This window comes from Thermobrachium celere DSM 8682 (genome assembly GCF_000430995.1).
Classification (GTDB): domain Bacteria; phylum Bacillota; class Clostridia; order Clostridiales; family Caloramatoraceae; genus Thermobrachium; species Thermobrachium celere.
The window spans coordinates 1,219,996-1,246,953 of the sequence record NZ_HF952018.1 but is presented as its reverse complement, the minus strand read 5'-3'; the positions used below and the strand labels follow the sequence as shown (position 1 = coordinate 1,246,953).

At 31.5% G+C, this 26,958-nt stretch carries 27 protein-coding genes and 2 riboswitches; of the genes, 21 read left to right on the top strand and 6 right to left on the bottom strand.

The window, feature by feature from the left end:
* Positions 1-10: 10 nt before the first annotated feature.
* Positions 11-1,597 carry an amidohydrolase gene (locus TCEL_RS06695; RefSeq protein ID WP_018662434.1) on the top strand — a complete coding sequence of 529 codons (1,587 nt, stop codon included), beginning with the start codon at positions 11-13 and terminating at the stop codon, positions 1,595-1,597.
* Positions 1,598-1,645: 48 nt separating this feature from the next.
* Here the strand turns inward: TCEL_RS06695 and tyrS are convergent, their stop codons facing one another.
* Positions 1,646-2,866: a tyrosine--tRNA ligase gene (gene tyrS, locus TCEL_RS06690; RefSeq protein ID WP_423219072.1), complete on the bottom strand. Its 1,221-nt coding sequence runs from the start codon at positions 2,864-2,866 to the stop codon at positions 1,646-1,648.
* A gap of 64 nt (positions 2,867-2,930) precedes the next feature.
* Positions 2,931-4,088: a cation diffusion facilitator family transporter gene (locus TCEL_RS06685; RefSeq protein WP_018662430.1), complete on the bottom strand. Its 1,158-nt coding sequence runs from the start codon at positions 4,086-4,088 to the stop codon at positions 2,931-2,933.
* A 152-nt stretch (positions 4,089-4,240) separates the two neighbouring features.
* Between TCEL_RS06685 and TCEL_RS06680 the strand changes: the two genes are divergently transcribed.
* The 10 genes from TCEL_RS06680 to TCEL_RS06635 all read left to right on the top strand — a co-directional run bounded on the left by TCEL_RS06680 (position 4,241) and on the right by TCEL_RS06635 (position 14,118).
* Positions 4,241-4,435 carry a hypothetical protein gene (locus TCEL_RS06680; protein ID WP_018662427.1) on the top strand — a complete coding sequence of 65 codons (195 nt, stop codon included), beginning with the start codon at positions 4,241-4,243 and terminating at the stop codon, positions 4,433-4,435.
* A gap of 126 nt (positions 4,436-4,561) precedes the next feature.
* A riboswitch (Lysine riboswitch) is annotated at positions 4,562-4,729 on the top strand.
* A 74-nt stretch (positions 4,730-4,803) separates the two neighbouring features.
* Positions 4,804-5,994 (top strand): aspartate kinase, encoded by a 1,191-nt coding sequence (locus tag TCEL_RS06675; RefSeq protein WP_018662425.1) that lies wholly within the window; start codon positions 4,804-4,806, stop codon positions 5,992-5,994.
* 179 nt (positions 5,995-6,173) lie between these two features.
* Positions 6,174-6,482 carry a thioredoxin family protein gene (locus TCEL_RS06670; protein ID WP_018662423.1) on the top strand — a complete coding sequence of 103 codons (309 nt, stop codon included), beginning with the start codon at positions 6,174-6,176 and terminating at the stop codon, positions 6,480-6,482.
* 278 nt (positions 6,483-6,760) lie between these two features.
* Positions 6,761-7,801 (top strand): ACR3 family arsenite efflux transporter, encoded by a 1,041-nt coding sequence (gene arsB / locus TCEL_RS06665; RefSeq protein WP_018662421.1) that lies wholly within the window; start codon positions 6,761-6,763, stop codon positions 7,799-7,801.
* 176 nt (positions 7,802-7,977) lie between these two features.
* Positions 7,978-8,220: a thioredoxin family protein gene (locus TCEL_RS06660; RefSeq protein ID WP_018662420.1), complete on the top strand. Its 243-nt coding sequence runs from the start codon at positions 7,978-7,980 to the stop codon at positions 8,218-8,220.
* Positions 8,221-8,592: 372 nt separating this feature from the next.
* Positions 8,593-9,408, top strand: coding sequence for an MIP/aquaporin family protein (locus TCEL_RS06655; protein WP_018662418.1), 816 nt, complete (start codon positions 8,593-8,595; stop codon positions 9,406-9,408).
* 18 nt (positions 9,409-9,426) lie between these two features.
* Positions 9,427-10,923 carry a glycerol kinase GlpK gene (gene glpK / locus TCEL_RS06650; protein WP_018662417.1) on the top strand — a complete coding sequence of 499 codons (1,497 nt, stop codon included), beginning with the start codon at positions 9,427-9,429 and terminating at the stop codon, positions 10,921-10,923.
* Between the two features lie 131 nt (positions 10,924-11,054).
* On the top strand, positions 11,055-12,479 hold the full coding sequence (locus TCEL_RS06645; protein ID WP_018662414.1) for an NAD(P)/FAD-dependent oxidoreductase: 1,425 nt from the start codon (positions 11,055-11,057) through the stop codon (positions 12,477-12,479).
* A gap of 14 nt (positions 12,480-12,493) precedes the next feature.
* Positions 12,494-13,756 (top strand): NAD(P)/FAD-dependent oxidoreductase, encoded by a 1,263-nt coding sequence (locus TCEL_RS06640; protein WP_018662412.1) that lies wholly within the window; start codon positions 12,494-12,496, stop codon positions 13,754-13,756.
* The gene (locus tag TCEL_RS06635; RefSeq protein ID WP_018662410.1) at positions 13,753-14,118 is read left to right on the top strand and encodes a DUF1667 domain-containing protein; all 366 of its coding nucleotides are present in this window, start codon (positions 13,753-13,755) and stop codon (positions 14,116-14,118) included. The genes TCEL_RS06640 and TCEL_RS06635 overlap by 4 nt, the downstream gene beginning before the upstream one ends.
* A gap of 11 nt (positions 14,119-14,129) precedes the next feature.
* Here TCEL_RS06635 and TCEL_RS06630 read toward each other — a convergent pair whose 3' ends face one another.
* The 3 genes from TCEL_RS06630 to uvsE form a co-directional block, all read right to left on the bottom strand.
* Positions 14,130-14,930, bottom strand: coding sequence for a hypothetical protein (locus TCEL_RS06630; RefSeq protein ID WP_018662408.1), 801 nt, complete (start codon positions 14,928-14,930; stop codon positions 14,130-14,132).
* Between the two features lie 103 nt (positions 14,931-15,033).
* Entirely contained in the window at positions 15,034-16,236 is a 1,203-nt protein-coding gene (locus TCEL_RS06625; protein WP_018662406.1) for an NAD(P)/FAD-dependent oxidoreductase, read from the bottom strand.
* A gap of 59 nt (positions 16,237-16,295) precedes the next feature.
* The gene (uvsE, locus tag TCEL_RS06620) at positions 16,296-17,534 is read right to left on the bottom strand and encodes a UV DNA damage repair endonuclease UvsE (protein ID WP_018662404.1); all 1,239 of its coding nucleotides are present in this window, start codon (positions 17,532-17,534) and stop codon (positions 16,296-16,298) included.
* Positions 17,535-17,644: 110 nt separating this feature from the next.
* Here uvsE and TCEL_RS06615 point away from each other — a divergent pair, with 110 nt between their 5' ends.
* The 8 genes from TCEL_RS06615 (at position 17,645) to TCEL_RS06580 (ending at position 24,587) form a co-directional block, all read left to right on the top strand.
* Positions 17,645-18,976: a DUF445 family protein gene (locus tag TCEL_RS06615; RefSeq protein WP_018662402.1), complete on the top strand. Its 1,332-nt coding sequence runs from the start codon at positions 17,645-17,647 to the stop codon at positions 18,974-18,976.
* 13 nt (positions 18,977-18,989) lie between these two features.
* Positions 18,990-20,678 carry an Eco57I restriction-modification methylase domain-containing protein gene (locus tag TCEL_RS06610; RefSeq protein ID WP_018662400.1) on the top strand — a complete coding sequence of 563 codons (1,689 nt, stop codon included), beginning with the start codon at positions 18,990-18,992 and terminating at the stop codon, positions 20,676-20,678.
* Positions 20,679-20,738: 60 nt separating this feature from the next.
* A complete protein-coding gene (locus tag TCEL_RS06605; RefSeq protein WP_018662399.1) occupies positions 20,739-21,497 on the top strand; it encodes an SDR family oxidoreductase in 759 nt (252 codons plus the stop codon).
* Positions 21,498-21,520: 23 nt separating this feature from the next.
* The gene (locus TCEL_RS06600) at positions 21,521-21,988 is read left to right on the top strand and encodes an HAD family hydrolase (protein ID WP_018662397.1); all 468 of its coding nucleotides are present in this window, start codon (positions 21,521-21,523) and stop codon (positions 21,986-21,988) included.
* A gap of 140 nt (positions 21,989-22,128) precedes the next feature.
* Entirely contained in the window at positions 22,129-23,379 is a 1,251-nt protein-coding gene (gene dinB / locus TCEL_RS06595) for a DNA polymerase IV (RefSeq protein ID WP_018662395.1), read from the top strand.
* A complete protein-coding gene (locus tag TCEL_RS06590; protein WP_018662393.1) occupies positions 23,376-23,615 on the top strand; it encodes a hypothetical protein in 240 nt (79 codons plus the stop codon). Before dinB ends, TCEL_RS06590 begins: the two co-directional genes overlap by 4 nt.
* Positions 23,616-23,672: 57 nt before the next feature.
* Entirely contained in the window at positions 23,673-24,098 is a 426-nt protein-coding gene (locus tag TCEL_RS06585; protein ID WP_018662392.1) for a nucleoside recognition domain-containing protein, read from the top strand.
* A gap of 12 nt (positions 24,099-24,110) precedes the next feature.
* Positions 24,111-24,587 (top strand): nucleoside recognition domain-containing protein, encoded by a 477-nt coding sequence (locus TCEL_RS06580; protein ID WP_018662390.1) that lies wholly within the window; start codon positions 24,111-24,113, stop codon positions 24,585-24,587.
* A gap of 13 nt (positions 24,588-24,600) precedes the next feature.
* Here the strand turns inward: TCEL_RS06580 and speE are convergent, their stop codons facing one another.
* Positions 24,601-25,437 carry a polyamine aminopropyltransferase gene (gene speE, locus TCEL_RS06575; RefSeq protein ID WP_040683950.1) on the bottom strand — a complete coding sequence of 279 codons (837 nt, stop codon included), beginning with the start codon at positions 25,435-25,437 and terminating at the stop codon, positions 24,601-24,603.
* 159 nt (positions 25,438-25,596) lie between these two features.
* Here speE and TCEL_RS06570 point away from each other — a divergent pair, with 159 nt between their 5' ends.
* Together TCEL_RS06570 and TCEL_RS06565 are read left to right on the top strand one after the other, a co-directional pair.
* On the top strand, positions 25,597-25,989 hold the full coding sequence (locus TCEL_RS06570; protein ID WP_018662386.1) for a secondary thiamine-phosphate synthase enzyme YjbQ: 393 nt from the start codon (positions 25,597-25,599) through the stop codon (positions 25,987-25,989).
* Positions 25,990-26,029: 40 nt separating this feature from the next.
* A riboswitch (yybP-ykoY riboswitch) is annotated at positions 26,030-26,160 on the top strand.
* Between the two features lie 47 nt (positions 26,161-26,207).
* Positions 26,208-26,873, top strand: coding sequence for a TMEM165/GDT1 family protein (locus TCEL_RS06565; RefSeq protein WP_018662384.1), 666 nt, complete (start codon positions 26,208-26,210; stop codon positions 26,871-26,873).
* Positions 26,874-26,958: the final 85 nt, after the last annotated feature.

Here is a 26,958-nt window from a genome sequence, read left to right as displayed (position 1 = left end):
GGGAGTGATTATGTCAGGTATAATAATAACTAATGCAAAGATATATACCATGGATGATGAAGAAAACGTATTTTCATCTATGTACATTAATGAAGGGAAAATAGTAGAGCTATCTAATGAAAACTTAATAGATAAATATAGAGACTGCGAAGTAATTGATTTAAATAATAGAGCAGTCTTTCCTGGCTTTATAGAAAGCCATATGCATTTAATTGAAGCAGCAAGAAGTATGGTTGAAATGGATTTTAAGAATGTTAAAAATAAAGAGGATTTTGAGCATGCGCTCTATTCTTTTAGTAGGACGAAAGAAAATGATTCTTGGATAATGGGATCAGGTTGGAGTGAAATAGTATTTGGAGGAGTAATGCCACATAGAGTTGATATAGACAGAATAGTTAATGACAAACCTGTTTGTTTAATAAGACAGGATGGACACTCCCTCATACTTAACACTAGGGCATTAGAGGTGTTAAACCTAAAGGAAGATGAAAATGCATTAAATTCAAAAGCAGCTGTAAAAGATGAAGAAGGTCTAACTGGATTATTTTATGAAGAGTGGGTTTTTGACATAATCGGAAGGATTATGGATAAAATGCCAGACATATATTATGAAATAGCTCTCTCTAGGGTTGATAGTGAGCTTATAAAAAATGGAGTTACAATGATAAATGATATTATGACTCAATATCCAAGATATTATAATACCTATAAAAGACTTCAGAAGGAAGGAAAACTAAAGGTTAGAATAATAGCTGGAAGTCTTGGAGGGTCAAAGGAGTATGAAGAATTTAATAAGTTAGAAGAAACAGATAAGTTGAGAAAGGGGCCAGTTAAGTATTTTGTAGATGGAAGTTTTGGATCAAGAACAGCACTTTTAATGGAACCATATGAAGATGATCCTAGTAATAGGGGATGTCAAAACTTAACTGATGAAGAGATATACAGTATAATTGAGGATTCACTTAAAAACAATATACCATTAGCTGTGCATGTAATAGGCGATTTAGCTATGAAGAAATTTTTGGATATATATGAAAGGGTATATGAGAAATACCCAAATAATAAAGTCAGAAATAGAGTTGAACATATACAGATAATACAAGAAGATGATATAGATAGATTTAAAAGATTAAATTTAATTGCATCATTTCAACCCATATTTAATTTAGAAAGTAATTTAACATTAACAAGATTAGGTTTTAAGAGAATCAAGGATACTTACAGATACAGAACTTTTATAGATAGGGGTATAATGGTCATATTCAATAGTGACACACCCTTTGGTGCGGAATATATGCCCAAAAAGGATGGAACATTTTTTAAAGGATTTGAACCAATGCTTGGAATACACTGTGCAGTTAATAAATTAAATTTAAACATTGAAGAAAGGGTTACAGTTAATCAAGCTGTTGTGTGTTATACAAAAAATCCTGCCTTTGCAAATTATATGGAAGATGTATATGGAACTTTAGAGAAGGGTAAATATGCTGATTTTGTTGTTCTTGAGGAGGACATTTTCAATATAGACACATTAAAGATAAAGGATGTTGAAGTGTACATGACTGTAATTGGAGGAGAGATTGTATATAAAAAGTAAAATAAAAAATGGTTCAAAACAAATCCTGTTTTGAACCATTTTTTATTCTTAATTTAAAACTACTCTATAGAATGTCTTTTTGCCTTTTCTTACAAGCATCTCTCCATTTTTAAATAAAGATTCATCAATAACAAAGTCCATATCTGAAACTTTTTCGTTGTTTATATATAGTCCACCTTGTTGTATAAGTCTTCTTCCTTCGCTTTTTGATGGAATTGCCTTAATTTCAACTAGCACGTCAATAACCTTTTGTCCTAGTAAATTAGAAGGCATTTCAAATGTAGGTGCATTACTTAAATCGCCACCTGATTCGAAAAGAGCCTTTGCAGCTTGTTCAGCCTTTTTAGCTTCTTCTTCGCCATGAACTAGTTTTGTAACTTCGTATGCAAGTATTTTCTTTGCTTCATTTATTTCTTTATCCTTAAGAGCACCTAATCTTCTTACTTCATCCATTGGAAGGAAAGTTAATAGTGCAAGACATTTCTCAACGTCTGCATCATTTACATTTCTCCAGTATTGATAGAATTCATATGGTGATGTTTTGTTTGGATCAAGCCATAGAGCACCCTTTTCTGTCTTACCCATTTTCTTTCCTTCGCTGTTAGTTAAAAGTTTAAATGTCATACCATATGCTGGTTTTCCTTCTTTTCTTCTAATTAAATCAGCACCTGCAAGTATATTAGACCATTGATCATTACCACCAAGTTCCATTACGCATCCATATCTCTTAAATAATTCTAGGAAGTCATATGCTTGCATAAGCATATAGTTAAATTCTAGGAAGGATAGTCCCTTTTCCATTCTAAGTTTAAAGCATTCTGCAGTTAACATTTTGTTGACTGAAAAATGAACACCTATGTCTCTTAAAAATTCTATGTAATTTAGGTTCCATAGCCAATCAGCATTATTGACTAATATAGCTTTACCATCTGAAAAATCAATAAACCTTTCCATTTGTTTCTTTAGACATTCTGAATTATGTTGTATTTCTTCCTTTGTTAGCATTTTTCTCATATCAGTTTTTCCACTTGGATCGCCTATCATAGCAGTACCGCCGCCAATTAGAGCAATTGGTCTATGCCCTGCTCTTTGCATATGAGCCATAGCCATTAAAGCTATGAAGTGACCAACATGAAGGCTATCTGCTGTAGGGTCAAACCCTATATAAAATGTAATCTTTTCCTTTTCAAGTAGTTCTTTTATTTCATCTTCATGGGTAAGCTGTTCAATAAAACCGCGTTCCATTAGTACATCAAAAGCTGACATCAAAAAAACCTCCTTAAGATAAGCTTGCATATATTTTACCAAAGTAGAAATACAATTTCAAATAAAATTAATAGTAGCTATACATGTTGTCAACATGAATAATTATATCATAACTTGGTAGAACTTTATGTAAATCATTTATTATTTCGTGAACTTTACATCCAACATCTTTAGGTTTTATTTCATTTGAGAAGACTACATCAAATATTATATTTTTTTTATGTTTGCCATCTACTAGTCTTATATCATGAACATCTAGTACATATTCATATTTTTTTAAAGCCTCTTTAATTTTAAATTTAACTATATCTAATTCTTCATTATCAAGAACTATAGGGTCCATGTGAAGTATTAAAACAATATTTAATTTCTTGGATACTTCATTTTCAATTTTATCAATAAGTTCATGGGCTTCCAAAATATCAGTTTTATAATCTACCTCTGCATGTAGAGAGGCAATTGTCTTTTGTGCTCCATATGTATGAACAATTAAATCATGTACGCCATGTATTCCTTCATATGATTTAACGCTGTCAATTATATTTTTAATAAGTTCTGGATCTGGTGCTTCACCAAGCAGGGGACTAATTGTATCTTTAATGAGATTATATCCAGCATATAGTATAAAAAGAGCGACTATCAATCCTATATACCCATCTATAATTATATTAAAAAACTTAGATACAACTAGGCTTAATAAAACGGTTGAAGTAATTATTACGTCACTGAAGCTGTCAAAGGATGTTGCATTAATTGCACCAGATGAAGAAACTTCAGATAATACTTTGTTAAAATAGCCCAGCCATAGCTTTATAACAATTGATACAGAAAGAACTATTACAGTATATATATTAAAAGCTAGAGGAGTTGGGTTCAATATCTTTTCAAAGGATGATTTTAAAAATTCAAATCCAACTAGAAGTACGAGTATTGAAACTATAAGTCCTGCTATATATTCGCCTCTACCATGTCCAAAGGGATGTTCTTTATCAGCAGGCTTATCTGCAATCATGAATCCTATAATTGTTACTATTGAAGAACCAACATCAGATAAATTATTAAATGCGTCTGCTGTTATTGCTATACTACCACTTAATGTACCAACTAAAAATTTAAATATAAAAAGAATTATGTTAACGAATATTCCTACTCCACCAGAAAGTAATCCTACATATTTTCTATCACTTTTGTTTTTTAAAAAAGCATATATAATCCTTCTTGTCATACATATCAGTCTCCTTTACATGATTTATAGATATATTTTAACCTAAATTAATAAAATTTAGAATTACTATTATTCAATAATTTACCATGTATTTAAACTGACAATAGAGCAAAAATATTAGTGTGTAAAATAAAATGAATGGAGGTATAGCAATGTTACAAAAGAATGCAAGACAAAATGTAGAAGAAAGTGTACAAAATCTACAAAATACTCTAAATAGCTTAAGACAAGCAGCATCAACTGTTGAAAACCAAAACACAAAGGCACAAATAGAGCAACAGATTCAAAACCTTCAAAACACACTTAATGCATGCCAAAACATAGCAAATACCTTAAGACAACAATAACAGTATTTAAGTTAAGAGGGGGGTAACCCCTCTTAATTTATTTCATAAAATTAATAAAAATACAATTGAAATGTATAAATATATATGATAATATAATTGCAATAATTTAAATAAATAATTAACAATACCTTGTGTAGAGATGCCTAAGTCAAGAGTACTAAGGAGGAGCTTGGCAGGCTATGATGCTTTAGGAAAGGGGCTTTAGGCCGAAGGGAATAGTTGCCAAACTATTTGCCTGGCTGTTTGCATAATATGCACTCAGCTGTCACCTTAAGGTGGAGAGCTACAAAGGTTTTGTTTAAGTATGCATAAAAAAGCAGCTTGGACAAACCTTGCTGCTTTTATTTTTTATAAAGGAGGAGTGGATAATGGCAATTGTAGTGCAAAAGTATGGTGGGAGTTCTGTAGCTACGGTTGAAAAAATAAAAAAAGTTGCAAAGAGTGTAATTGAAAAGCATAATAAGGGATATAAAGTAGTTGTGGTAATATCAGCAATGGGAGATACAACTGATGAATTGATTGAACTTGCAAAGGGAATTACAAATACTCCAGATAAAAGAGAGTTAGATGCATTGCTTGCAACTGGAGAAATGATATCAAGTTCACTTTTAGCAATGGCTATAAAGGATTTAGGTTATGATGCGATATCATTTAATGCATTCCAAATTGAACTTAGAACAAATGGTGTATATGGTAAATCATTAATTGAAGATATAAATATTATTCCAATAAAAAATGCACTAGATTCAGATAAAATAGTTGTTGTGGCAGGATTTCAGGGAATTTCAGATAATGGAGATATAACAACTCTAGGAAGGGGCGGCTCTGATACAACTGCAGTGGCGCTAGCAGTAAAATTAAATGCAGAATGTGAGATATATACAGACGTAGATGGAATATATAGCGCTGATCCTCGTCTTTATAAAGATGCAAAGAAGATTGATATTATAAGCTATGAGGAGATGCTTGAACTTTCAAGCCTTGGGGCACAGGTAATGCATTCTAGATCAGTGGAACTTGGACAAAAGTACAATATACCTATTTATGTAGGACTAAGCTGTAGCGATATTAAGGGTACTTATATTAAGGAGGTTGAGAATATGGAAACAAAGCCAGTTACAGGACTTGCTGTTTCAGATGACGATGTTTCAATAACTTTACTTGATATAGATTACGATATTTTTACCCTTTCAAATATATTTGAAGCAATTGCATCAAGAAAAATAAATGTGGATATGATAAGCCAAACAGCACCTCAAAATGGCAGGGTAAATATTTCCTTTACTATACCAAAAGCAGATTTAAATGAATGCCTAGAAGCAATAGGGGGCTACACATCTAGAAATCCTATTATTGACGATAATGTAACTAAATTTTCAATCGTTGGAATTGGAATGAAGACAACTTCAGGTGTAGCAGCAAGATTATTTAAGGTGTTTAAAGAAAATAATATACAGGTTAAGATGGTTACAACTTCAGAAATAAGGATAACTTGCACAATAAACAGAGAAGATAAACTTAAGGCAGTGGAACTTGTTGCAAAGGAGTTTAATTTATAAAAGATATAAAAATTATAAAAACTATAGAAAGGAAGCTTTCTATAGTTTTTTTATTAATAAAAATAAAGAGTAGTATGTTAAAAGAATGTTATTTTTTTAAATTATCTATTGAATTAAATATATATAAATATTATTATATGATTAAATAATAAAAGTATGATTGAAAGGAGTTAAATTCTATGTTACATGAAATTAATAAAGAATTATTTGAAGGAATGGAAACTAGTTTTACAGGTGTTTTAGAACTCTATACTAACTCGTGTCCGGTTTGTATTCAGCTAAAGCCTGTTCTAGAAGAGGTTGCAAATGTAGTTGAAAATGTTAAATTTTATACTATTAATGCACAGGAGAATATGTCAGTTGCAAGAAAATATAAAGTTATGAGTGTTCCAACAACACTAATTATTAAGGAAGGAGAGGTAGTTGAAAAAATATTAGGGTATAAAGATAAGGAAGAATTAAAGAATATGATATTAAAACATTTTTAGATAATTACAGTATCAGAATATTTAAATAAGCTTTATTAGTTTTTATGTTAAAAGTACTATTTGTGAACTAGGGGTATAAATCAATACCCCTAGGAAATTAACCAATCATTTTTATATAATTTTAAATTAATAATAGGGTTAAAGTAATAATATAAATGATTGACAAAAAAATAACAAATATGATATTCTACAATGAGGTTGAAAAATTAGATAAATAAATTTTAAGTGCATATTCTATGAAATTTTAATCAAATTTAAATTTAAAGGGAGGTAAGTTTATGGAAAACCAAAAGGGATTAGGCTTTTTTGAAAGGTATTTATCTATTTGGGTTGCCCTATGCATAGTTGTTGGTATTTTAATAGGCAAGTATATTCCTATAATACCAAAAACATTAAGCAGATTTGAGTATGCGAATGTTTCAATTCCTGTTGCAATCTTAATATGGCTTATGATTTATCCAATGATGCTTAAAATCGATTTTTCAAGTGTGGTTAATGCTACTAAAAAACCAAAGGGACTTATAGTTACTTGTATTACGAATTGGCTTATAAAACCATTTACAATGTATTTATTTGCATACTTTTTTATAAGAATAGTATTTAATAACTTTATTTCAGACAATCTTGCAACAGAATATATAGCAGGAGCAGTTCTTCTTGGTGCAGCACCTTGTACAGCAATGGTTTTTGTATGGAGCTATTTAACTGATGGAGATGCAGGATATACACTTGTACAAGTTGCAGTAAATGATTTAATAATACTTGTTGCATTTACACCAATTGTTGCGTTTTTACTTGGTGTAAGCAATGTTAAAGTACCATATAATACTCTATTTTTATCAACTATTCTATTTGTTGTTATACCTCTTACCTTTGGCTACTTAACAAGAAGAAGTGTAATTAAAAATAAAGGGCTTGATTATTTTGAAAATGTATTTTTAAAGAAGTTTAATAACGTAACAATAGCAGGATTACTATTAACGCTTATTATAATTTTCTCATTCCAAGGGGAAATTATACTTAATAATCCTTTCCATATACTATTAATAGCAGTACCACTTACAATTCAAACATTTTTTATATTTGGATTTGCATATACTTGGGCGAAGATATGGAAGCTTCCACACAATATTGCAGCACCAGCATCTTTAATTGGTGCAAGTAATTTCTTTGAACTTGCTGTTGCAGTTGCTATATCATTATTTGGATTAAAATCAGGAGCAGCTCTTGCAACTGTTGTGGGGGTTTTAACAGAAGTTCCGATAATGTTAACGCTTGTTAAAGTTGCAAACAATACAAGACATTGGTTTAATAAATGATTTATATAAAGTCCAATTAGTTCTGTTAACTAATTGGACTTTTGTTAAAGTAAAACATGCGTGTAAACATATCAAATGTAAAATAGTATAATATTTGGAATAAAAAAGTTATTATTTGACTTTAATATTTAATTATTTTATAATATAGTTATAAAATATTGAAGGGAGATGTTTTTATGCAAATTAAAATACTTGGTTCAGGTTGTGCAAATTGTAAAAAGCTTGAGGCAAATGCAAAAGAAGCTGTAAAGGAACTTGGAGTTGAAGCAGAGGTTATTAAGGTTGAGGATTTTAAAGATATAATGAAGTATGGAGTTATGAGAACTCCTGCAATAGTAATAAATGAAAAGGTTAAGATGTTTGGTAAAGTTTGTACAGTTGAAGAAATAAAGAATTACATAAAGGATGAGATGAAGTAATTTTTACATTTGAAAATGTATGCTATAGGCTATATTAGACAAACTTCGGGAAAATTTTATAGAACGTTAAAAAATAAACATAAGGAGCATTGAAAAACAAGTATACATTTTGTATTAAAGAATGTATACTTGTTTTTTACGTGTCGATAAGTTAATTATTTAACTTTTTAAAATATATTGAAAAAATAATTTTTTATTTGCTACAATAAAATTGAGAGGCAGAGATTAGAGAGCCGTAGCACTACAAATGTGGTGTTACGGCTATTTTTTGTGGGGGGTGGTTTGGTAAATAAAAAAACTTAACGTCAATTTAAAAAGATACAAAAGCTAGGGGGAGAGTTTAAAAAATTAATTTAAAGGGGGAAGTGTATAATGAAAAAATCTTATTTTGGCGAATTAATAGCTGAATTTATAGGTTCATTTATACTCATATTCATAGGTGCTGGAGTAGTTGCTGCTCTTGTTTTAGAGGGTGCAAATATTGGACAATGGGAGATTTCAATTGTATGGGGTATGGCTGTTGCAATGGCTATATTTGTAACAGGTTCAATATCAGGTACACATATAAACCCAGCTGTAACTTTAGCTTTAACAACTTTTAAGGGCTTTGATAAAAGGAAAGTAATACCATATATAATAGCACAAATGTTAGGTACTTTCACAGCAGCTGCTGTTGTATATGGATTATATAGAAGTTCATTTTTGTTATATGAACAAACCCACAACTTAGTAAGAGGAACACAGGAAAGTGCAAAATTAGTCGGAATATTCTCTACATTCCCAAAGGCACATTTAACTCTTGGTCAAGCATTTTTAGTTGAAGTTGCAATTACAGCATTCTTATTAGTAGTTGTATTGGCTGTTGGAGACACTAGAAATCAATCTGCACCAACTCCAGGTATGGCTGCAGTTATGATAGGTATTACAATTGCTATAATAGGTTCATCATTTGGTCCACTTACAGGATTTGCTATGAACCCAGCGCGTGATCTAGGTCCAAGATTATTTGCTATGCTTGCAGGATGGGGCAGTGCTGCCATTGGACCAAACGGATATGGATTTATAGTTCCAATATTTGGACCAATAGTAGGAGCTCAATTGGGTGCTTTTATATATGAAAAAATTATTGTTCCACATTTCCCAAATATTCAAGTTGTTTCAAAAAATAAATTAGATATAAACAAATAATTGAAGGGGGATAATAAAATGTCAAAGTATATTTTAGCTCTAGATCAAGGTACAACAAGTTCAAGAGCAATAGTTTTTGATAAGGGTGGACAAATTATCTCTGTTGCTCAAAAGGAATTCACTCAAATATATCCAAAGGCTGGTTGGGTTGAACATGATCCAATGGAAATATGGGCAACACAAATTGGGGTTGCAAACGAAGCAATAGCAAAGGCTGGACTTACTGCTCAGGATATTGCAGCAATTGGTATTACTAATCAAAGAGAAACTACAGTTGTATGGGATAAAACAACAGGAAAGCCAATATATAATGCAATAGTATGGCAGTGTAGAAGAACAGCAGATATATGTGATGATTTAAGAAATAGAGGATATGCTGAAATGATAAGAAATAAAACAGGGCTTGTAGTTGACGCATATTTCTCAGGTACAAAGATAAAATGGATACTTGACAATGTTGAAGGTGCAAGAGAAAAGGCTGAAAGAGGAGAGCTTTTATTTGGTAATATAGATACATGGCTTATCTGGAACTTAACAGGTGGAAAAGTTCATGTTACCGATTATTCAAATGCTTCAAGAACAATGCTATATAACATTTATGAATTAAAGTGGGATGAAGAAATACTTGAAATATTAAATATTCCTAAATCAATGCTCCCAGAGGTTAAACCATCAAGCTGTATATATGGATATACAACAGTAGATGTAATAGGAGGAGAAATACCAATAGCAGGAGATGCGGGAGATCAACAAGCTGCTCTATTTGGACAGGGTTGCTATAGAGAAGGTATGGCTAAAAATACGTACGGAACAGGATGCTTTATGTTGATGAATACAGGAGAAAAACCTGTTAGATCAAAGAATGGGCTTTTAACTACAATAGCTTGGGGAGTAGATGGAAAGGTAGAGTATGCTCTAGAAGGAAGTATATTTATAGCAGGTGCAGTTATTCAATGGTTAAGAGATGAGTTAAGGATGATAAAATCAGCAGCAGAAAGTGAAGAATATGCAACAGCTGTTGAAGATTCTAATGGAGTATATGTTGTTCCTGCATTTGTGGGCATGGGTGCTCCATATTGGGATATGTATGCAAGAGGAACAATAGTAGGATTAACTAGAGGTGCAAAGAAGGAACATATAATAAGGGCTGCACTTGAATCAATGGCATATCAAACAATGGATGTTCTAAAGGCTATGGAAGAAGATTCAGGAATTAGTCTATCAGCACTTAAGGTTGACGGTGGTGCAGTTGCAAATAACTTCTTAATGCAGTTCCAATCAGATATATTAAATGTTGATGTTTATAGACCAAAGGTTATTGAAACAACAGCATTAGGTGCTGCATATCTTGCAGGATTAGCAGTTGGATATTGGGAAAATAAAGAAGAAATATTAAACAATTGGGCTGTAGATAGAAAATTTGAACCAAATATGGATGAAGAAAAGAGAGCAAAATTAGTTAAGGGATGGCATAAGGCTGTAAAGAGAGCATTAGATTGGGAAAAGGAAGAATAATTGATTTTAAAGTTAATATATGATAAAATAAAATTAAATAAAATATGTTGGCGAGAGTAGAGAGCCATGGAGATAGGCCACGAAAGTGGTCTAATTTCCATGGCTTAATTTTTTTAAGGGGAGGTTTTTATATGTATGATGTTGCAGTAATTGGTGCAGGTATAGTTGGGACAAGTATAGCAAGAGAATTGTCAAGATATGACTTGAGTGTGGTAGTTATTGAAAAAAGTAGTGATATAGCAAATGGTTCTACTAAGGCAAACAGTGGAATTGTACATGCCGGTTACGATGCAAAGGAAGGAACTTTAAAGGCTAAATTTAATGTTTTAGGTAGTGAGATGTACGAAGGCATATGCAAAGAATTAGATGTGCCTTATAAGAGAAATGGTTCCCTAGTACTTGCTTTTAATGATGATGATTTAAGGCATATAGAAATTCTTTATAAGAGAGGATTAACAAATGGAGTTAGGGAACTTGAAATAATAGATAAAAATAAGGTTTTATCTTTAGAACCTAATATTCAGGATGATGTTGTAGGCGCTCTTTATGCAAAAACTGGAGCAATAGTATCTCCATTTGAACTTGCTATTGCTCTTGCAGAAAATGCAAATCAAAATGGTGTAGAATTTATGCTTTCAACTGAAGTTATTAAGGTTTATAAAGAAAAGGATGTATTTATAATAGAGACAAGCAAAGGAGTTGTACAATCTAGATATTTAGTTAATGCTGCAGGACTTTTTGCAGATGATATAAACGATATGCTTGGGGGAGAAAGGTTTAGAATAATACCAAGAAGAGGAGAATATTGTTTGTTTGATAAAGCAGTAGGAGGAATAGTTACAAGAACTATATTCCAAACACCTACAAATAAGGGAAAGGGAATATTAGTATCTCCAACAGTTCATGGCAATTTATTTGTTGGTCCAAATGCGGTTGAGATGGATAGAAAAGATGATGTCTCAACAACAAAGGAAGGGCTTGATGAGGTATTAAGAGGAGGAAGCAGGAGTGTAAAAGGTTTAAATCCTAGGGATATAATAACATCCTTTACAGGTATAAGAGCAACTCCAGATACAGGTGATTTTGTTATAAACATACCAACTAAAAATGCAGTTAATGCAGCGGGAATAGAATCACCAGGGCTTACAGCATCTGTTGCAATTGCTCCATATGTAGTCTCACTTCTTGAGGAACAGGGCCTTAGACTGATAAAGAAGGAGAATTTTATAGCAACAAGACAAAATACAAAATTGTTTATAAATATGTCAGAGGATGAAAAGAAGGAAGTATTAAGTAAAAATCCAATGTATGGAAGAATAATCTGTAGATGTGAGCACATTACAGAGGGAGATATAGTAAGTGCTATAAGAAGACCTCTTGGAGCAAGAAGTGTAGATGGCGTTAAAAGAAGGGTAAGGGCTGGAATGGGAAGATGTCAAGGAGGCTTCTGTATGCCAAGGGTTGTAGAAATACTTGCAAGAGAGCTTAATATACCTTTAACTGAAGTAAAAAAATCTGATGAGGGCAGCTTTATCCTAACAGGTAAGACAAAGTGATGGGAGGAGAAAAAATGAAGAGGGATTTGGTTATAATAGGTGGTGGACCTGCAGGACTTGCAGCAGCAATAGAAGCCAAGAAGAATGGGATAGATGATATTTTAATATTAGAGAGGGATAAGAGACTTGGAGGAATATTGCAGCAATGTATACACAATGGTTTTGGGCTTCATATATTCAAAGAACAGCTTACGGGACCAGAATATGCCCAAAGATTTATAGATGAGGTTGAAAGACTAGGAATAGAGTACAAGTTAGATACTATGGTTTTACATTTATCAGAGAATAAGCATATAACTGCATTAAATCCTAAGGATGGCATTATTGAAATAGATGCAAAGGCAGTAATACTTGCTATGGGATGTAGAGAGAGAACAAGAGGAGCTTTAAATATACCAGGAAGTAGACCGGCAGGGGTATTTACTGCAGGTGCAGCCCAAAGGTTTGTGAATATGGAAGGATATATGGTGGGCAAAAAGGTTGTAATTTTAGGATCAGGTGATATTGGTCTTATAATGGCAAGAAGAATGACGCTTGAAGGTGCAGAGGTTAAGATGGTTGTAGAACTTATGCCATACTCAAATGGACTTAAGAGAAATATTGTTCAGTGTCTTGAAGATTTTGATATACCTCTTTTATTTAACCATACTGTTATAAAGATTCATGGTAGAGAAAGAGTTGAAGGTGTTACAATTGCGGCAGTAGATGAAAACAGAAGACCTATTGAAGGAACAGAGCAGTATGTAGAATGTGATACATTATTATTGTCTGTAGGATTAATTCCAGAAAATGAGTTATCAAGAGAGGCAAATATAAAAATAAATCCTGTAACTTCAGGTGCCTATGTAAATGAGCTCATGGAAACAAGTGTTGATGGAATTTTTGCCTGCGGAAATGTTGTACATGTCCATGATTTAGTAGATTATGTTACAGAGGAGAGTTACCTTGCAGGCTATGGTGCTGCAAAATATATAAAGGGAGAATACTTTAAGGATGAAACAGGATTTAACACAAAGGCAGGTTTTGGAATAAGATATGTAGTTCCAAATAGAATAAATCCAAAGAATGTTAAGGACAGAGTAAATTTCTATATGAGGGTAAATGATGTATATCACAATGTTGATTTGGTTGTAAAAGATGGAGATAGAATTGTTTATAAAGCAAGGAGAAATCACGTTTCACCTGGAGAAATGGAAAACGTAAAACTGTCAAAGGAAGTTTTAGAAAAGGTAGAAGGCAGTGAACTTGTATTTGCTTTAGAGGAGGTGGCAAAATGAAGAGAAAGATGACCTGTATAAGCTGCCCCTTAGGATGTCAGCTGGAGGTTGAAGTTGGCGATAACATAAAAGTATCAGGAAACAAATGTAAAAGAGGGGAAGAATATGCAAAAAATGAAATAACAAATCCTAAAAGAATTATCACATCAACTGTAAAGGTTTTAGGAGGAGATAGACCACTTGTTTCTGTAAAAACAGACAAGGAGGTACCAAAGGGGTTAATATTTGAGATAATGAAGGAGATAAATAAAGCAGAGGCTGTAGCACCTATTGAAATTGGTGATGTAATTATAGAAAATGTTTTAGAAACAGGTGCTAATGTTGTGGCAACGTCAAAGGTGTTAAAAGCTGGAACTCTTTAGGGTTCCAGCTTTTAATAAAAATATTCACTTACAGCTTTAGGCTGTAGATAGAACCAAAAGCCACCAAAACCTGAAACGCCATTTTTATTTGCTATTGCAGTTATTTTAACAGAATGTTTTTCAGTAACTATTATTGGTATAAAAAAGTTTTGAGTGAAGTTCATACTATTTACACCTATTATATCTGTTACAAATAAAATATTATTTCCTCCATTTATGTGTTCAAAGTTTTTATAGACACATAAATAAAACTTACAATAACCTCCATTGGATGAAACTGTAAATTGGTTTATAAGCATAGTATATCCTTTAGGAACATGAGCTACAGCTTTAAAGGATTGATTAAATCCTGCATTTATTGTTAAAAAGGTTTGGGAACCTGTAGGATTTTGAAGTGTTATATTACCAGAAGCTGCACCATTTGAACCCACCTGAATTACATAGAAGGCTTCAATGTGATATATATCCTGTGCATTTAAACTTACAGGAGTTGTACCATTTAATTGAACCGTTTCTGATTTCAAATTCCAATCTCCATCTAAATAAACAATCCTCACCTTTTGTGCACCAGTTCCATTTATACTATCATTATTACTGGTAGAAACAACTCTTGCACCAGTTGGTCCTTGAGGTGGACTTGAACCATCATCTAATGTTTGCATTTGTGTTTGACTTATATTGTTTTTTTCACCATATCTATAACCGGCAAGGAAACCCTTTAGTTGACCATTTACTATTGCAGTTGTAATGTTAGTTGAAATAACTGAAAGTTTAGAATCATAAAAGTCGCAAGGCCAATTTATATTTGTCATACTACTTTACCCCCCCATTTTGTATATTCATCTAATTTATACAATGAAAAAGATAAAATGTATGTGAATAAAGTTTTGGTAACAAAAAAGAGATAGCATTTTGCTATCTCGTAAAGCTGTATAGATGTATATCTTTATGTACCTTACCTTCTGCAATCATATCTCTTATTATTTGACCTGCAATTATTGAATAAAGTATTCCGTTTGAACCATAGCCAAGTGCAAAGTAGAAGTTTTTGAATTTGGGATGTTGACCTATATATGGCAGTCCATCCTTTGTATCCCCAAATAGTCCGTGAAATTTAAACTCAATTTCGAAATCGATGTTTGGGAACATCTGATGTAATTTTTCTTCAAGTTTTTTATACTTGTCTTTTATTATGATTTGTGGAGGATTGTTTAGTGCTATATCTTCTCCACCGATTATAATCCTATTGTCCTGTGTTGTCCTAAGGTAATTATAGGGTGTACAGTCATTTCTTATTATGCATCTATTATACCATCCATCAAAATTTTTTACAGGTTTTGTTGCTATTGTGAAGCTTGTGTTTAGTGTTACTATATTTTGTTTTATTAAATTTTTAGCTTGATAGCCAGTTGCAACAACTACCTTTTGGGCAGTTATTTTTTTATGTTTATCTGTGTAGATTATTATTTTATTGTTTTTATGTTGATATTTTAAAACAGCGGTGTTTTCATATACTATAAGTCCTCTAGTTTGGCTGTCTTTTATGAGTTCGTGTGCAAATCTATAGGGATCTATTTCAGCGCCACCACACCTTGAGTATATTGCAGCCTCAATGGGGAAGGAGAATTTATCTTTAGCTGAGTTCTTATCTAAAAATTCAATATCAAAGTCTGCTGCCCTTCGTATTTTATATTCTTCTTTAAATTTTTGTACTTTTGTTTTATCCTGTGTAAAATATAGGCTTTCTCTTCTTGTAAAGTCGCATTTATCCTTTAGAGTTTTTATAATCCTTTCAATTTCATAAACAGCAGCTTCATTTGCTTTATAGGCCTTTAGGGCATTTACAATACCTATCTTTTTTTCAAGTTCTAAAATATCGTAGTCTACTTCGTATTGTAGTATGGAGGTTGATGCACTTGTACTTCCGTATCCTATTATGTTTTTATCAACAAGTATTATTTTTTTACCTAAAAAAGAAAGATAGTAGCTTAAGATAGCACCAGTAATTCCTCCACCTATGATTAAAATATCGCAATCCTCGTTTTTACTTAGGTATGTATATTTGTTTAAAACAGGATTTTTATTAGTCCAAATAGGATTATAGGAGACGAGCTTCATTGTATCAACTCCCTTCTCCTATATTTTTATACCTGCCATATCAAATTATTCATTTTAGTCTAACTTAATGTGTTAATTATAAAATAGTATGAGTTTAAAAGATATTCTTCATTGTATTTTTCAGCAAGTTTATTTAAAAATGTTTTTGCCTTTGAATATTCCTTTGAGGATAAAAGCTGATGAAATTTTACAAACTCCTTATCATTTGCCTTTTCCTTAAAATATCCCCATACGTGTTGCAGTGTATTTTTTACTGCACCTTCATTTAAGGGGAGGGATAAGGCATAGTCTATTGTTTTATAGAATTCAAGCATATTGTTTTGGGTATTTATTATATTGCTGCATTTTTTATAGAGTGCATAGTCCTTTTCCATAACAACATACTTATACTTTGCCCATTCATCATACATTACTGATTTTTTTATAGGAGTGATTGTATTTATGCACTTTATTGCAGATATATCCTTATCCTTCGTTTCAAGCATAATATCACAGTTAAATTTACTTGCGATTTTATAAAACTCTAAAAAGTTTTGGATTGATACATAATCGGAATGAGCTCCTTTTTGTTTTGTAGGAGATTGGTCTGAATAGTGTAGCTTCATTGGGCCATCTTCTTCTTCCCAAGTTTTTGAACACTTTGTTAGTATTGTTTCAATATCATCAACAGTTGGGTTTATGTTGTGGTGAAGTATATCAAATACAACAGGTATGTTTATTCTATTTGATATATATAAAACTTCATCTATGTTAAAGTTCTTTTCATCATTTTCTATTACAAGCCTTTTTTTAGATGATGTACTAAGCCTATTGAAGTTTTGGCAAAATCTATCCATAGCAGAAGTTTTGTCCTTATACACTCCACCTATATGAAGAACAACCTTATGGGTATAGTCAAGATCTAAGCTATCTAAAAAGCGTGTATGATATTCTATTTCTCTAATAGAGTTTTCCACGATTGAATTATCTGGTGAATTTATGATGGTATATTGTCCAGGGTGCATAGATACTCTTATATTATTGTTTTTTATATATTCGCCTATTTTTAATAATAAATCCTTAAAATCAACCTCCCAATCGTATGTGTTTATTTCATGTCCTCCAAAGGGTATTGTGTCAGAGCTAATTCTAAAAAGATAAATACCTTTTGAAAGGTTGTACTCTAATATTTTGATTAGATCAACAAGATTTTGTTCGATTGCTTCATACAGTTTTTCCTTAGTAAAGTTTTTTATCATAAATCCTCTGTTGGTTCTATACTTAACTCCAAGAGGAATACATGCATAGCCTATTTTCATAATATGCCTCCCTTCTTACTTGAATTTTAACATAAAATAGATAGTGGTTGTATTGATATTATTTGACTACTTGGTATAATTATTTATGTATAAAGGAGGGAGTAGATATAATGAAGTTCATAGTTCCAATGTTTGTAGGTGCATTAATAGGATACATAACTAATTATCTTGCAATAAAAATGCTCTTTAGACCTCATTATGAAAAAAGAATATTTGGTATTAAAATTCCCTTTACTCCAGGACTTATACCAAAGGAAAAAGATAGAATTGCAAAGAGTGTAGGAGAGGCTGTTGGAACGCATCTTTTATCAACTGATGTTTTTGTAAATGCTCTTTGCAGTAATGAAGTAAAGGAACAGGTAATTGAATGGTTGAAGTTAAGAGTAAAAATGTTAAAACAATCAACAAAGAAGGTTAATGATGTATTTGATATACTAGGTAATAGAAAGGAAGAGTTTATAAATAAAATAAAACAAAGCTTATCAGCATATTTAATTGAAATGTTAAAAAACAATAGTAGTGAAATATTAAATGCTATAAGTCAAGCGGTAAATTTAAATGAATTGTTATCTGAATTTATAAAAGATGTGGATACAAAATCTAAAGTTTATGAAGTAATAAATAGTTTAGGAAATAAGGATGTATCTTTAAAAGAAATAATACCATCTTCTTTAGATGGAACTATTAAAATATACATATACTCAAATAAGGATAAAATTGCAAAGGGGCTTTTAGAGGCGATTTCAAAGGAGAATGTAAAGGATAAAATATCATATTCTGCATCAAAAATGGTTGAGAATACATTAGGAAAATTTGCTGCTATGTTTTTAAGTCCAGAGCTTATAGGGGAAAAGATAATATCGTCTATCCAAGGATATATAAATAATGAGGAAAATCATCATGATATAGCAATGATTGTGATTGCGCTTTATGAAAAACTAACAGAAGCAAGGGTAAATGAAATATATATATCGCTTTCAGAGGAGTCTAAAGAGGATATATCAATAAGAATTTCCAATTTGATCAATCAGTATGTTAATGAAACTATGAAAGATATTGACTTAAACTCCATTATATTAAGTGGAATGAGAAATGAAGTGATAGACAACCTAGTATATTTTACAGTATCATATATGGTAGATGGTTTTATGAACTTGGAATTAGCTAAATTGTTAAATAACATTACCGATGATGAACAAAATACTATCTTTAATGCATTAGATAATGTTTTTGAGGACTTTATAAAGGATAAGGCCTCAAAGATAATAGGATTAATTGATGTTTCAAAACTTGTTGAGGATAGAATAAACAGCTTTGATGTTGCATTTGCAGAAAAAATAATATTGGAAGTTGCAAGTAAAGAGCTATCTGCAATAACATGGTTAGGTGCTCTTTTAGGTGCAATTATGGGTATTATATCTCCATTATTACAAACACTTTAATATGGAGGAGTATATGTTAAAGGAGTTTATAACCGATTTAAAAGAAACCTTTGAGGCGGTTTTATTAGGAGAAGATAAGTTAGAAAACTTTATTGTTAAATGGGGCATTAATAATTATATAGGTGAATTTTATGAAAGGATTAAGAATATAGAGGAGAAAAAAACAACAGGAAGTTTTTATACACCTAAAGTAATAGTAGACTATATTACACAAGGTTTAGCAGATGAAATAAATAATTTAAAAGATGTAAGGATATTAGACCCCTCCTGTGGAGGGGGATATTTTCTAATGGGGATGTATAATGCTTTGTTAGAAAAGGGGTTTGATAAAGAGGAAATCATAAATTCACTATATGGTTATGACATTGATGAAAATGCAGTTATGATTACAATGCTTGAACTTTATAGATTAAGCGGGGTTATTCCAAAGAATGTAATAAAAAAGGATTTCTTATTTGAAGATAATTTAAACTATAATTATATAGTTGGAAATCCTCCCTATGTTGGACATAAAATGATAGATAAGGATTATAGGGCAAAACTTAAGGATAAATATATAGATGTTTTTTCAGATAAGGCAGATTTAAGCTACTGTTTTATTAAAAGGTCAGTGGATGCTTTAAAGGATAATGGGAGACTTATATTTTTTACATCAAGATATATGTTAGAGGCTCTTAATGGTGAAGGTATAAGGGAATATTTACTAAAACACGGCTCAATAGAAGCTATAGTTGATTTCTATGGTGTTAGGGTTATAAAGGGTGTGGGGGTAGATAACATTATTTTGAATTTTGTGAAATCTAAGGAGTTTGAAAGTGTAAAGTATTTTAGATTAAATAAAGATGCAAAACATAAAGGGCAGGATGTTTTTGAGGATATAAAAAAGGGAGATAAGAAATACCATATATTTTTTAGGGTAGATAAGAAAAACTTAAAAAAAGATGGTTGGATTTTTCAAGATGAATTAGGTTTTAATATTTTAAATAAAATAAATGGAGTGGAGCTTGGAATAATATGTAGTAGCTTTCAAGGTATAATCACAGGATGTGATAGGGCCTTTATTCTAAATAGAGAGGAAATTGAGAAATATAATATTGAAAAAGAATTAGTAAGGAGATGGATCAAAAGTAGCCATATTGATAAGTTTAAAGTAGGCTCTACACAGGAATTTATTATATATAGTGATATGATTAAAAATGAAGAGCAATATAAAAATGCAATAGAATATATATCAATCTATAAAGAGAAGCTACTTCAGAGGAGAGAATGCAAAAAGGGAGTCAGAAGATGGTTTGAGCTACAATGGGGAAGAAATAGAGAGGATTTTGAGGGAAGAAAGATAATATATCCATATAAATCAAATACAAATAGATTTGCTATAGATGAAGGAAGTTTCTATAGTGCAGATGTATACAGCTTGAAGATAAATGATATGTTCAAGGAAGTTTATTCATATGAATTTATTGTTGGTGTACTAAATAGCACAATATATGAATTTTATATAAAAACAATGGCAAAGAAGTTAGGAGATGATCTTTATGAGTATTATCCTAACAAGATATTGAAACTGAAAATTCCAAACTATATAAAGGAAGTTGAGGATATAGTAAAGTCTAACAGGGATACTAAAGAAAAAATCAAAGATATTGATAATATATTATGTGAATACTTTGGAATAGAGTGCCACCCAAGTGAAATGTGAAATATTCCAAAATTTAGAAGTGTAATTTTAAAAATTATCATATGCAAGGTGGTGGATGCAATGAAAAAATTTAAAAAGACAGTTATTATAACAGGGGGAGGACAAGGAATAGGAAAGGGTACAGCTAAAAGGTTGCTTATGGAAAACTACAATGTTGTAATTGCTGAAATAGACATGGAAGCGGGAAAAGAAACAGAAAATGAATTAAAGGAATATGGTGAAATAAAGTTTATCTATTGTGATGTTTCTAAAGAAGAGGATGTTAAGAATTTGGTAAGTGAAACTGTTAGTATGTATGGCAGAATTGATGTACTTATAAATAATGCAGCAATTTCTATAAATAAGCCAATTGAAGAGTTAAGTCTTGGGGAATGGAATAGAGTTATATCTGTAAATCTTACAGGTGCATTTTTGTGTTCTAAGTATTGTGCACCATATCTTAAACAGTCTAATGGTTCAATAGTAAATATTGCTTCTACTAGAGCATTTATGTCTGAAAGGGATACAGAAGCATATTCGGCCTCAAAGGGAGGAATTTTTTCATTAACACATGCACTTGCTGTAAGCTTAGGACCAGATGTAAGGGTAAATTGTATAAGCCCTGGGTGGATTGAGGTTAGTGAATGGAAGAAAGAAAGTATAAGAAAAACTCCAGTTTTAAGCGAAATGGATAATAAACAGCATCCTGCAGGAAGGGTTGGAAATGTAGATGATATTGCATCAATGATATTATTTTTGATAGATGAAAAAAATTCTTTTATAACAGGTGCAAACTTTATTGTAGATGGTGGGATGACTAGAAAGATGATATATGTTTAATATTTAAACAAGAGGGGGATAATATGTTATTAGTAGATATACCAGGTAGAGAAAGTTTAAAGCTAGAAAATTTAGTTTTAGATTATAATGGTACAATAGCGGTTGACGGGAATATAAGCATAAGAATTAAAGAAATGTTGGAAGATATAAGTAAATTTTTGAAAGTATATATATTGACAGCAGATACATATGGAACTGTAGAGAAGCAGTGTAAGGATTTAGATGTTTCAATAAAAATTTTTGCAAATGAAAATGCAGCTAAATGTAAGAAAGATATAGTAAAAGCATTAGATGGACAAACTGTATGTATAGGAAATGGATATAATGATATTGAAATGTTTAAGATAAGTGATCTTTCTATTGCGGTTATTGGAGAAGAAGGGTGTTGTGGTAAATTAATTAATTATGCTGACATTGTTGTAAAATCACCAATCGATGCATTAGAATTGATTTTAAATCCTAATAGAATAAAGGCAACTTTAAGAGGATAAATTGGTGTTACCCAAGTGATGTAATATGATCCATGATATGGATAATGTCACATTTCACTTGGGTGGCACTTTTTTTTGTTTGATTTTTTGAGAAAAGTAGTATAATATAATATACGAACATATGTTCGGGAGGCGGTGTTGTGAGAAATATATTGCATGTAGATTTGAATGCTTTTTATGCTTCTGTAGAACAGGCAGAGGATAGAAGTCTTCAAGGAAGGCCAATTGCAGTTGCGGGAGACAAAGAAAAGAGAACGGGTATAATACTTACTGCTTCTTATGAGGCTAGAAAATATGGAATAAAAACTGGTATGACAATAGGAGATGCACTTAAATTGTGTAGGGATTTGATTTTAGTTAAGCCTAATTTTAGAAAATATGTGGAGTATTCTAATCGTGTTATGGATATTTTGAGATCTTTTACACCAGATGTTGAAGTTTTTAGTATAGATGAAGCTTGGCTTGATGTTTCAGGATGTACAGGATTATTTGGAGACGGTGTACAGATTGCCGATTTAATAAGAAAGAGGGTACGGGAGGAGCTTGGTATTACAGCAAGTGTTGGAGTATCCTACTGCAAACTTATGGCTAAGATGGCATCAGATTTAAAAAAGCCAGATGCAACAAGTATAATAGATGAGGAGGATGTACCTAAAATTATTTGGCCTATGCCTGTTGAAGAATTATTTGGTGTTGGGCGAAGAATGAAAAGAAGATTAAATGATCTTGGTATTTTTACAATAGGTGATTTGGCCAACACTCCAATTACACTTTTGGTTAATAAATTTGGTAAGTTAGGAAGATACTACTGGAATTATGCTAATGGTATAGATTTTTCAAAGGTGGAAAGTGATTATGATACTGTTAAAGGGGTCGGAAATTCAATAACAACTCCTAAGGATTTAATAAATATCGATGAGGTATCTGAAGTGTTTATGATTTTAGCAGAAAGTGTAGGGATGCGATTAAGAAAGATGGGGGTTGAAGGAAATGTCGTTGAGGTTGTATATAGAAATAGTAGTTTTGAAACAGTGGTGCGAAGGCATAAGATAAGTGAGTACATCGATACCACACAGGATATACATAAGTATGCAGTTGATTTATTTTTAAAAAATTGGGATGGAAGAAGTAAGATTAGGCTTCTTGGTATTAGAGTTACTGGACTTAGAGAAAAACAAAAGTTTGAGCAGATTAGTATTTTTGAAGATGCTACAAGAAGAAAAAGAGAAAAATTAGATATGTGTTTAGATGCTATTAGAGAAAAATATGGGAAATACGCTGTTTGTAGAGCTATAACAATGAAAAATGATAGTAATAAAATGATAAAGGTTTTAGATAAGGATGAATGGATCCCAATGAATTCCTTTAATAAAGGTGGTGGGAGGATATGAAGCTTTTAAGAGAGAAGGCAAATGTTTTAGTATTATTTCAAGATACAGTAATGAATCCTATTATGGTCATGTGCAGTATAGGGGTTTTGAAAGTAAATAGAGTAATGAAAATTAACAAAGAGCGTAGATATTTAAAAGAGTGTTACATATTTTTGTGTTCTGTTGAAGGAAGAGATGAACCTATTGAGTTAAGGTGGGATATAAATGAAAACAAATGGTTTTTAGAAAAATTCTAAAAAATAGTTAACAAAAATGGTATGTATATTTATAATTAATTAAGAGGGGGTGAAAAAATGATTGAAGCAGTAAAAACTGGGGGGATAAGAGGAGTTAAAAAAGGCTTAGAGACAACAATAAAAATAGGTAAAATATTGGTCCCTGTGTATTTTATAGTTACATTTATAAAATATACACCTCTTATTAATTATATAGCTCTTGTTTTTAAACCTGTTATGCATTTAGTTGGTCTACCGGGTGAGGCTGCTTTACCATTTGTTATAGGAAATGCAATAAATTTATACGCAGGTATAGGAGCAATATTAGCTCTTACTTTAAATGCAAAGGAGATAACAATAATTTCAGTTATGCTCTGTTTTTCTCATAGTCTATTTTTAGAAACAGCAGTTTGTAAAAAGATTGGGGTTTCTGCGACCTTCATGATTATAGTTAGGCAGATTCTTGCCTTTGTAGCAGGTATTCTATTGAATATTTTTTTATAAGAGGTGGTATTTTTGTTAATTAAGATTTTAAAAGAAGCGTTTTTAGGAAGTATGTCTTCTATATTAACTGTTGCTAAGATAGTGATTCCTCTTATGATAATTATAGAGATTATAAAGGAGTTAAATCTTTTAGATAAAATTTGTGGTATATTTAAACCATTGACTAAAATGCTTAAGTTATCCGAGACTACAATTCTTCCTCTATTTTCAGGATTATTTTTTGGCATAGTTTATGGTGCAGGGCTTATAATAGATGCTGCTGAAGAAGGAAATATATCTAAAAAAGATATGTATCTTGTAATAGTGTTTTTAGGAGCATGCCATGCAATCGTTGAGGATACACTTGTATTTGTACAAATAGGAGCAAATGGATGGGTTATATTTTTTGTAAGATTAATTTCAGCATTTATATTGACATATATTTTAAGCATTATTTTTGATAAATCAAATACGGCCAAAAGGATTATAAAAGAAGAAATAGCAGGATAAAATCCTGCTATTTTTATTCTCCAATAACTTGCTTTATGTATTTTGGAAGTACGAAACATGCCTTATGTACTTCAGGAGTATAATATTTTGTATCCATTTCTGGAATCTTAGTTATATCTACTTGTGTTGGATCGTATTTCTTTGAACCTACTGTAAAGCTCCAGTATCCACCTGGATAAGTTGGGATTGCTGCCATAAATAACTTAGTTATTGGGAAGATTGACTTTGCATCATTAAATACCTTTCTTACTGTGTCTGGTAAGAAGAATGGAGTTTCTGTTTGAGCAACAAATATTCCATCTTCAGTTAGAGCTTCATAAATATCTCTGTAGAAGTTTCCACCGAATAGACCTTCTGCAATGCTGAATGGGTCTGTTGAGTCAACTATTATAACGTCAAATTCATTTTTATGTTCCTTAACGTATTTAATTCCATCTCCAATAAATACTTCGCATCTTGGATCATCAAGTGCACAGCTTATTTCTGGAAGGTATTTCTTACATGCATCAACAACGTCTTTATCTATTTCACATAGAACAGCCTTTTCAACTGATTTGTGCTTTAATATTTCTCTTATAGCACCACCGTCTCCGCCACCTACAACAAGAACCTTCTTTGGATTTGGATGAGTAAATAGTGGAATGTGGGCAATCATCTCATGATATACGAATTCATCTTTTACTGTTGTTTGAACTATACCGTCTAGTATAAGCATTCTACCAAATACTTCTGCATCAACTATTGCCATATCTTGATATTGAGTTTGTTTTCTAAGTAGAGTTTCTTTAATTTTGTAGGACATAGCAACGCCTTCGCCTTCAAGCTGCATTTCCTTTAGCCATAAGTCCATTGCCATCAACATCGCCTCCTTTTTGGGATTTTAGATACAAATAGCATTTTAGCATTAATTAGGATTAATTACAATATTCATGTCAAAAAAAATATAGTAAAATTTTATATGTATAAATATCTTTTGTAAGATTACACTAAAATATTCGGAGGTGTAAAAATGGAGTTTAGTATAAGAACATCCAAACAAGAGGAATTTATTAATATTACTAATTTGGTTAGAGAGGCTGTAAAAAAGAGTGGAGTTAAAGATGGAATAGCAGTTATTTTTGTTCCCCATACAACAGCTGGAGTTACAATTAATGAAAATGCTGATCCAGATGTTGTAAGGGATATGATAGTAACACTAGATAAGGTATTCCCAAAAGTAGGTGACTATTGGCACGTAGAGGGAAATTCACATGCCCATATTAAAGCATCTCTTATGGGTTCCTCCTGTAGTGTGATAATTGAAGGTGGAGAACTTAAGTTAGGAACTTGGCAAGGTATATATTTTTGTGAATTTGATGGGCCAAGGTCAAGAAAATTTTATGTTAAATTAATAAATGGATAGTGTTGACAACAATAGTATAAGCATATAATATTATAATAGAGATGTTGTTAAAGGGGAGTAGCTGCCCATTTTGGGTTGATAAAGTCAACATGCTGGCCTTTGGCCTGGCTTTATCGGACGTTTGTCAAGTGAGACCTTTAACACAATGCTTTGCATTGTGTTAAAGGTCTTTAATTATGTATAAAATAATAAATACAAAATAAAAAGGAGGAAGGATTATGGCACTACTTAAGGCATTTTTGTTTGTACTTGTAGCAGAAATGGGAGATAAAACTCAACTTCTTGCAATGGCCTGTGCTAGTAAATATAAATTAAAGCAGGTTATTGCAGGAGTATTTGCAGCAACATTACTTTTAAATGCTCTTGCTGTTTTAGTTGGAACATATCTTGGAAGTTATATAAGATTTGATTATATTCAGCTTGCTGCAGCATTTTTATTCATTGGATTTGGGCTTTGGAGTTTAAAGGGCGAAGATGAAGAAGAGGTAGAAGAAGGAGAGGCATGTAACATAAAAAATGAAGATAAATTTGGTCCTATTATTACAGTTGGAACAACTTTTTTCTTAGCAGAGCTTGGGGATAAGACACAGCTTATGACATTAACCTTTGCAGCACAGGCTAAAGCACCAATATTAGTACTTATAGGAGCAACATTAGGTATGATGGTGGCAGATACTTTAGGTATATTAGGTGGAACTTTAATTTCTAAGTATCTACCAGAAAAATATATTAAACTAGGAGCAGCATTTATTTTCATCGTTTTTGGTATATCTACTCTTTATGAGGTATTGCCAAAGGCATATTTAACAATTTCTAATCAGATTATATTCTATATAATTTTAGCTTTATTGATATATTTAATTGGGTTTAGAAGAAAAAAATAAAAGTATTTTATAAAAGAAGGAAATAATTATCTTTTGTAGAATTATATAGGTATGCCACCCAAGTGAAATGTGATATTTTCAAACA

Bases quoted from the DNA above. Each gene is read 5' to 3' on its own strand.
- TCEL_RS06670 (WP_018662423.1), top strand. From the start codon at position 6,174: ATGTTACATGAAATTAATAAAGAATTATTTGAAGGAATGGAAACTAGT.
- arsB (WP_018662421.1), top strand. From the start codon at position 6,761: ATGGAAAACCAAAAGGGATTAGGCTTTTTTGAAAGGTATTTATCTATT.
- TCEL_RS06660 (WP_018662420.1), top strand. From the start codon at position 7,978: ATGCAAATTAAAATACTTGGTTCAGGTTGTGCAAATTGTAAAAAGCTT.
- glpK (WP_018662417.1), top strand. From the start codon at position 9,427: ATGTCAAAGTATATTTTAGCTCTAGATCAAGGTACAACAAGTTCAAGA.
- TCEL_RS06590 (WP_018662393.1), top strand. From the start codon at position 23,376: ATGAAGCTTTTAAGAGAGAAGGCAAATGTTTTAGTATTATTTCAAGAT.
- TCEL_RS06610 (WP_018662400.1), top strand. From the start codon at position 18,990: ATGTTAAAGGAGTTTATAACCGATTTAAAAGAAACCTTTGAGGCGGTT.
- speE (WP_040683950.1), bottom strand. From the start codon at position 25,437: ATGGACTTATGGCTAAAGGAAATGCAGCTTGAAGGCGAAGGCGTTGCT.
- TCEL_RS06645 (WP_018662414.1), top strand. From the start codon at position 11,055: ATGTATGATGTTGCAGTAATTGGTGCAGGTATAGTTGGGACAAGTATA.
- TCEL_RS06570 (WP_018662386.1), top strand. From the start codon at position 25,597: ATGGAGTTTAGTATAAGAACATCCAAACAAGAGGAATTTATTAATATT.
- TCEL_RS06605 (WP_018662399.1), top strand. From the start codon at position 20,739: ATGAAAAAATTTAAAAAGACAGTTATTATAACAGGGGGAGGACAAGGA.
- TCEL_RS06695 (WP_018662434.1), top strand. From the start codon at position 11: ATGTCAGGTATAATAATAACTAATGCAAAGATATATACCATGGATGAT.
- TCEL_RS06635 (WP_018662410.1), top strand. From the start codon at position 13,753: ATGAAGAGAAAGATGACCTGTATAAGCTGCCCCTTAGGATGTCAGCTG.
- TCEL_RS06685 (WP_018662430.1), bottom strand. From the start codon at position 4,088: ATGACAAGAAGGATTATATATGCTTTTTTAAAAAACAAAAGTGATAGA.
- TCEL_RS06615 (WP_018662402.1), top strand. From the start codon at position 17,645: ATGAAGTTCATAGTTCCAATGTTTGTAGGTGCATTAATAGGATACATA.
- TCEL_RS06655 (WP_018662418.1), top strand. From the start codon at position 8,593: ATGAAAAAATCTTATTTTGGCGAATTAATAGCTGAATTTATAGGTTCA.
- TCEL_RS06600 (WP_018662397.1), top strand. From the start codon at position 21,521: ATGTTATTAGTAGATATACCAGGTAGAGAAAGTTTAAAGCTAGAAAAT.
- TCEL_RS06675 (WP_018662425.1), top strand. From the start codon at position 4,804: ATGGCAATTGTAGTGCAAAAGTATGGTGGGAGTTCTGTAGCTACGGTT.
- TCEL_RS06565 (WP_018662384.1), top strand. From the start codon at position 26,208: ATGGCACTACTTAAGGCATTTTTGTTTGTACTTGTAGCAGAAATGGGA.
- uvsE (WP_018662404.1), bottom strand. From the start codon at position 17,534: ATGAAAATAGGCTATGCATGTATTCCTCTTGGAGTTAAGTATAGAACC.
- TCEL_RS06640 (WP_018662412.1), top strand. From the start codon at position 12,494: ATGAAGAGGGATTTGGTTATAATAGGTGGTGGACCTGCAGGACTTGCA.
- TCEL_RS06625 (WP_018662406.1), bottom strand. From the start codon at position 16,236: ATGAAGCTCGTCTCCTATAATCCTATTTGGACTAATAAAAATCCTGTT.
- TCEL_RS06680 (WP_018662427.1), top strand. From the start codon at position 4,241: ATGTTACAAAAGAATGCAAGACAAAATGTAGAAGAAAGTGTACAAAAT.
- TCEL_RS06630 (WP_018662408.1), bottom strand. From the start codon at position 14,930: ATGACAAATATAAATTGGCCTTGCGACTTTTATGATTCTAAACTTTCA.
- TCEL_RS06585 (WP_018662392.1), top strand. From the start codon at position 23,673: ATGATTGAAGCAGTAAAAACTGGGGGGATAAGAGGAGTTAAAAAAGGC.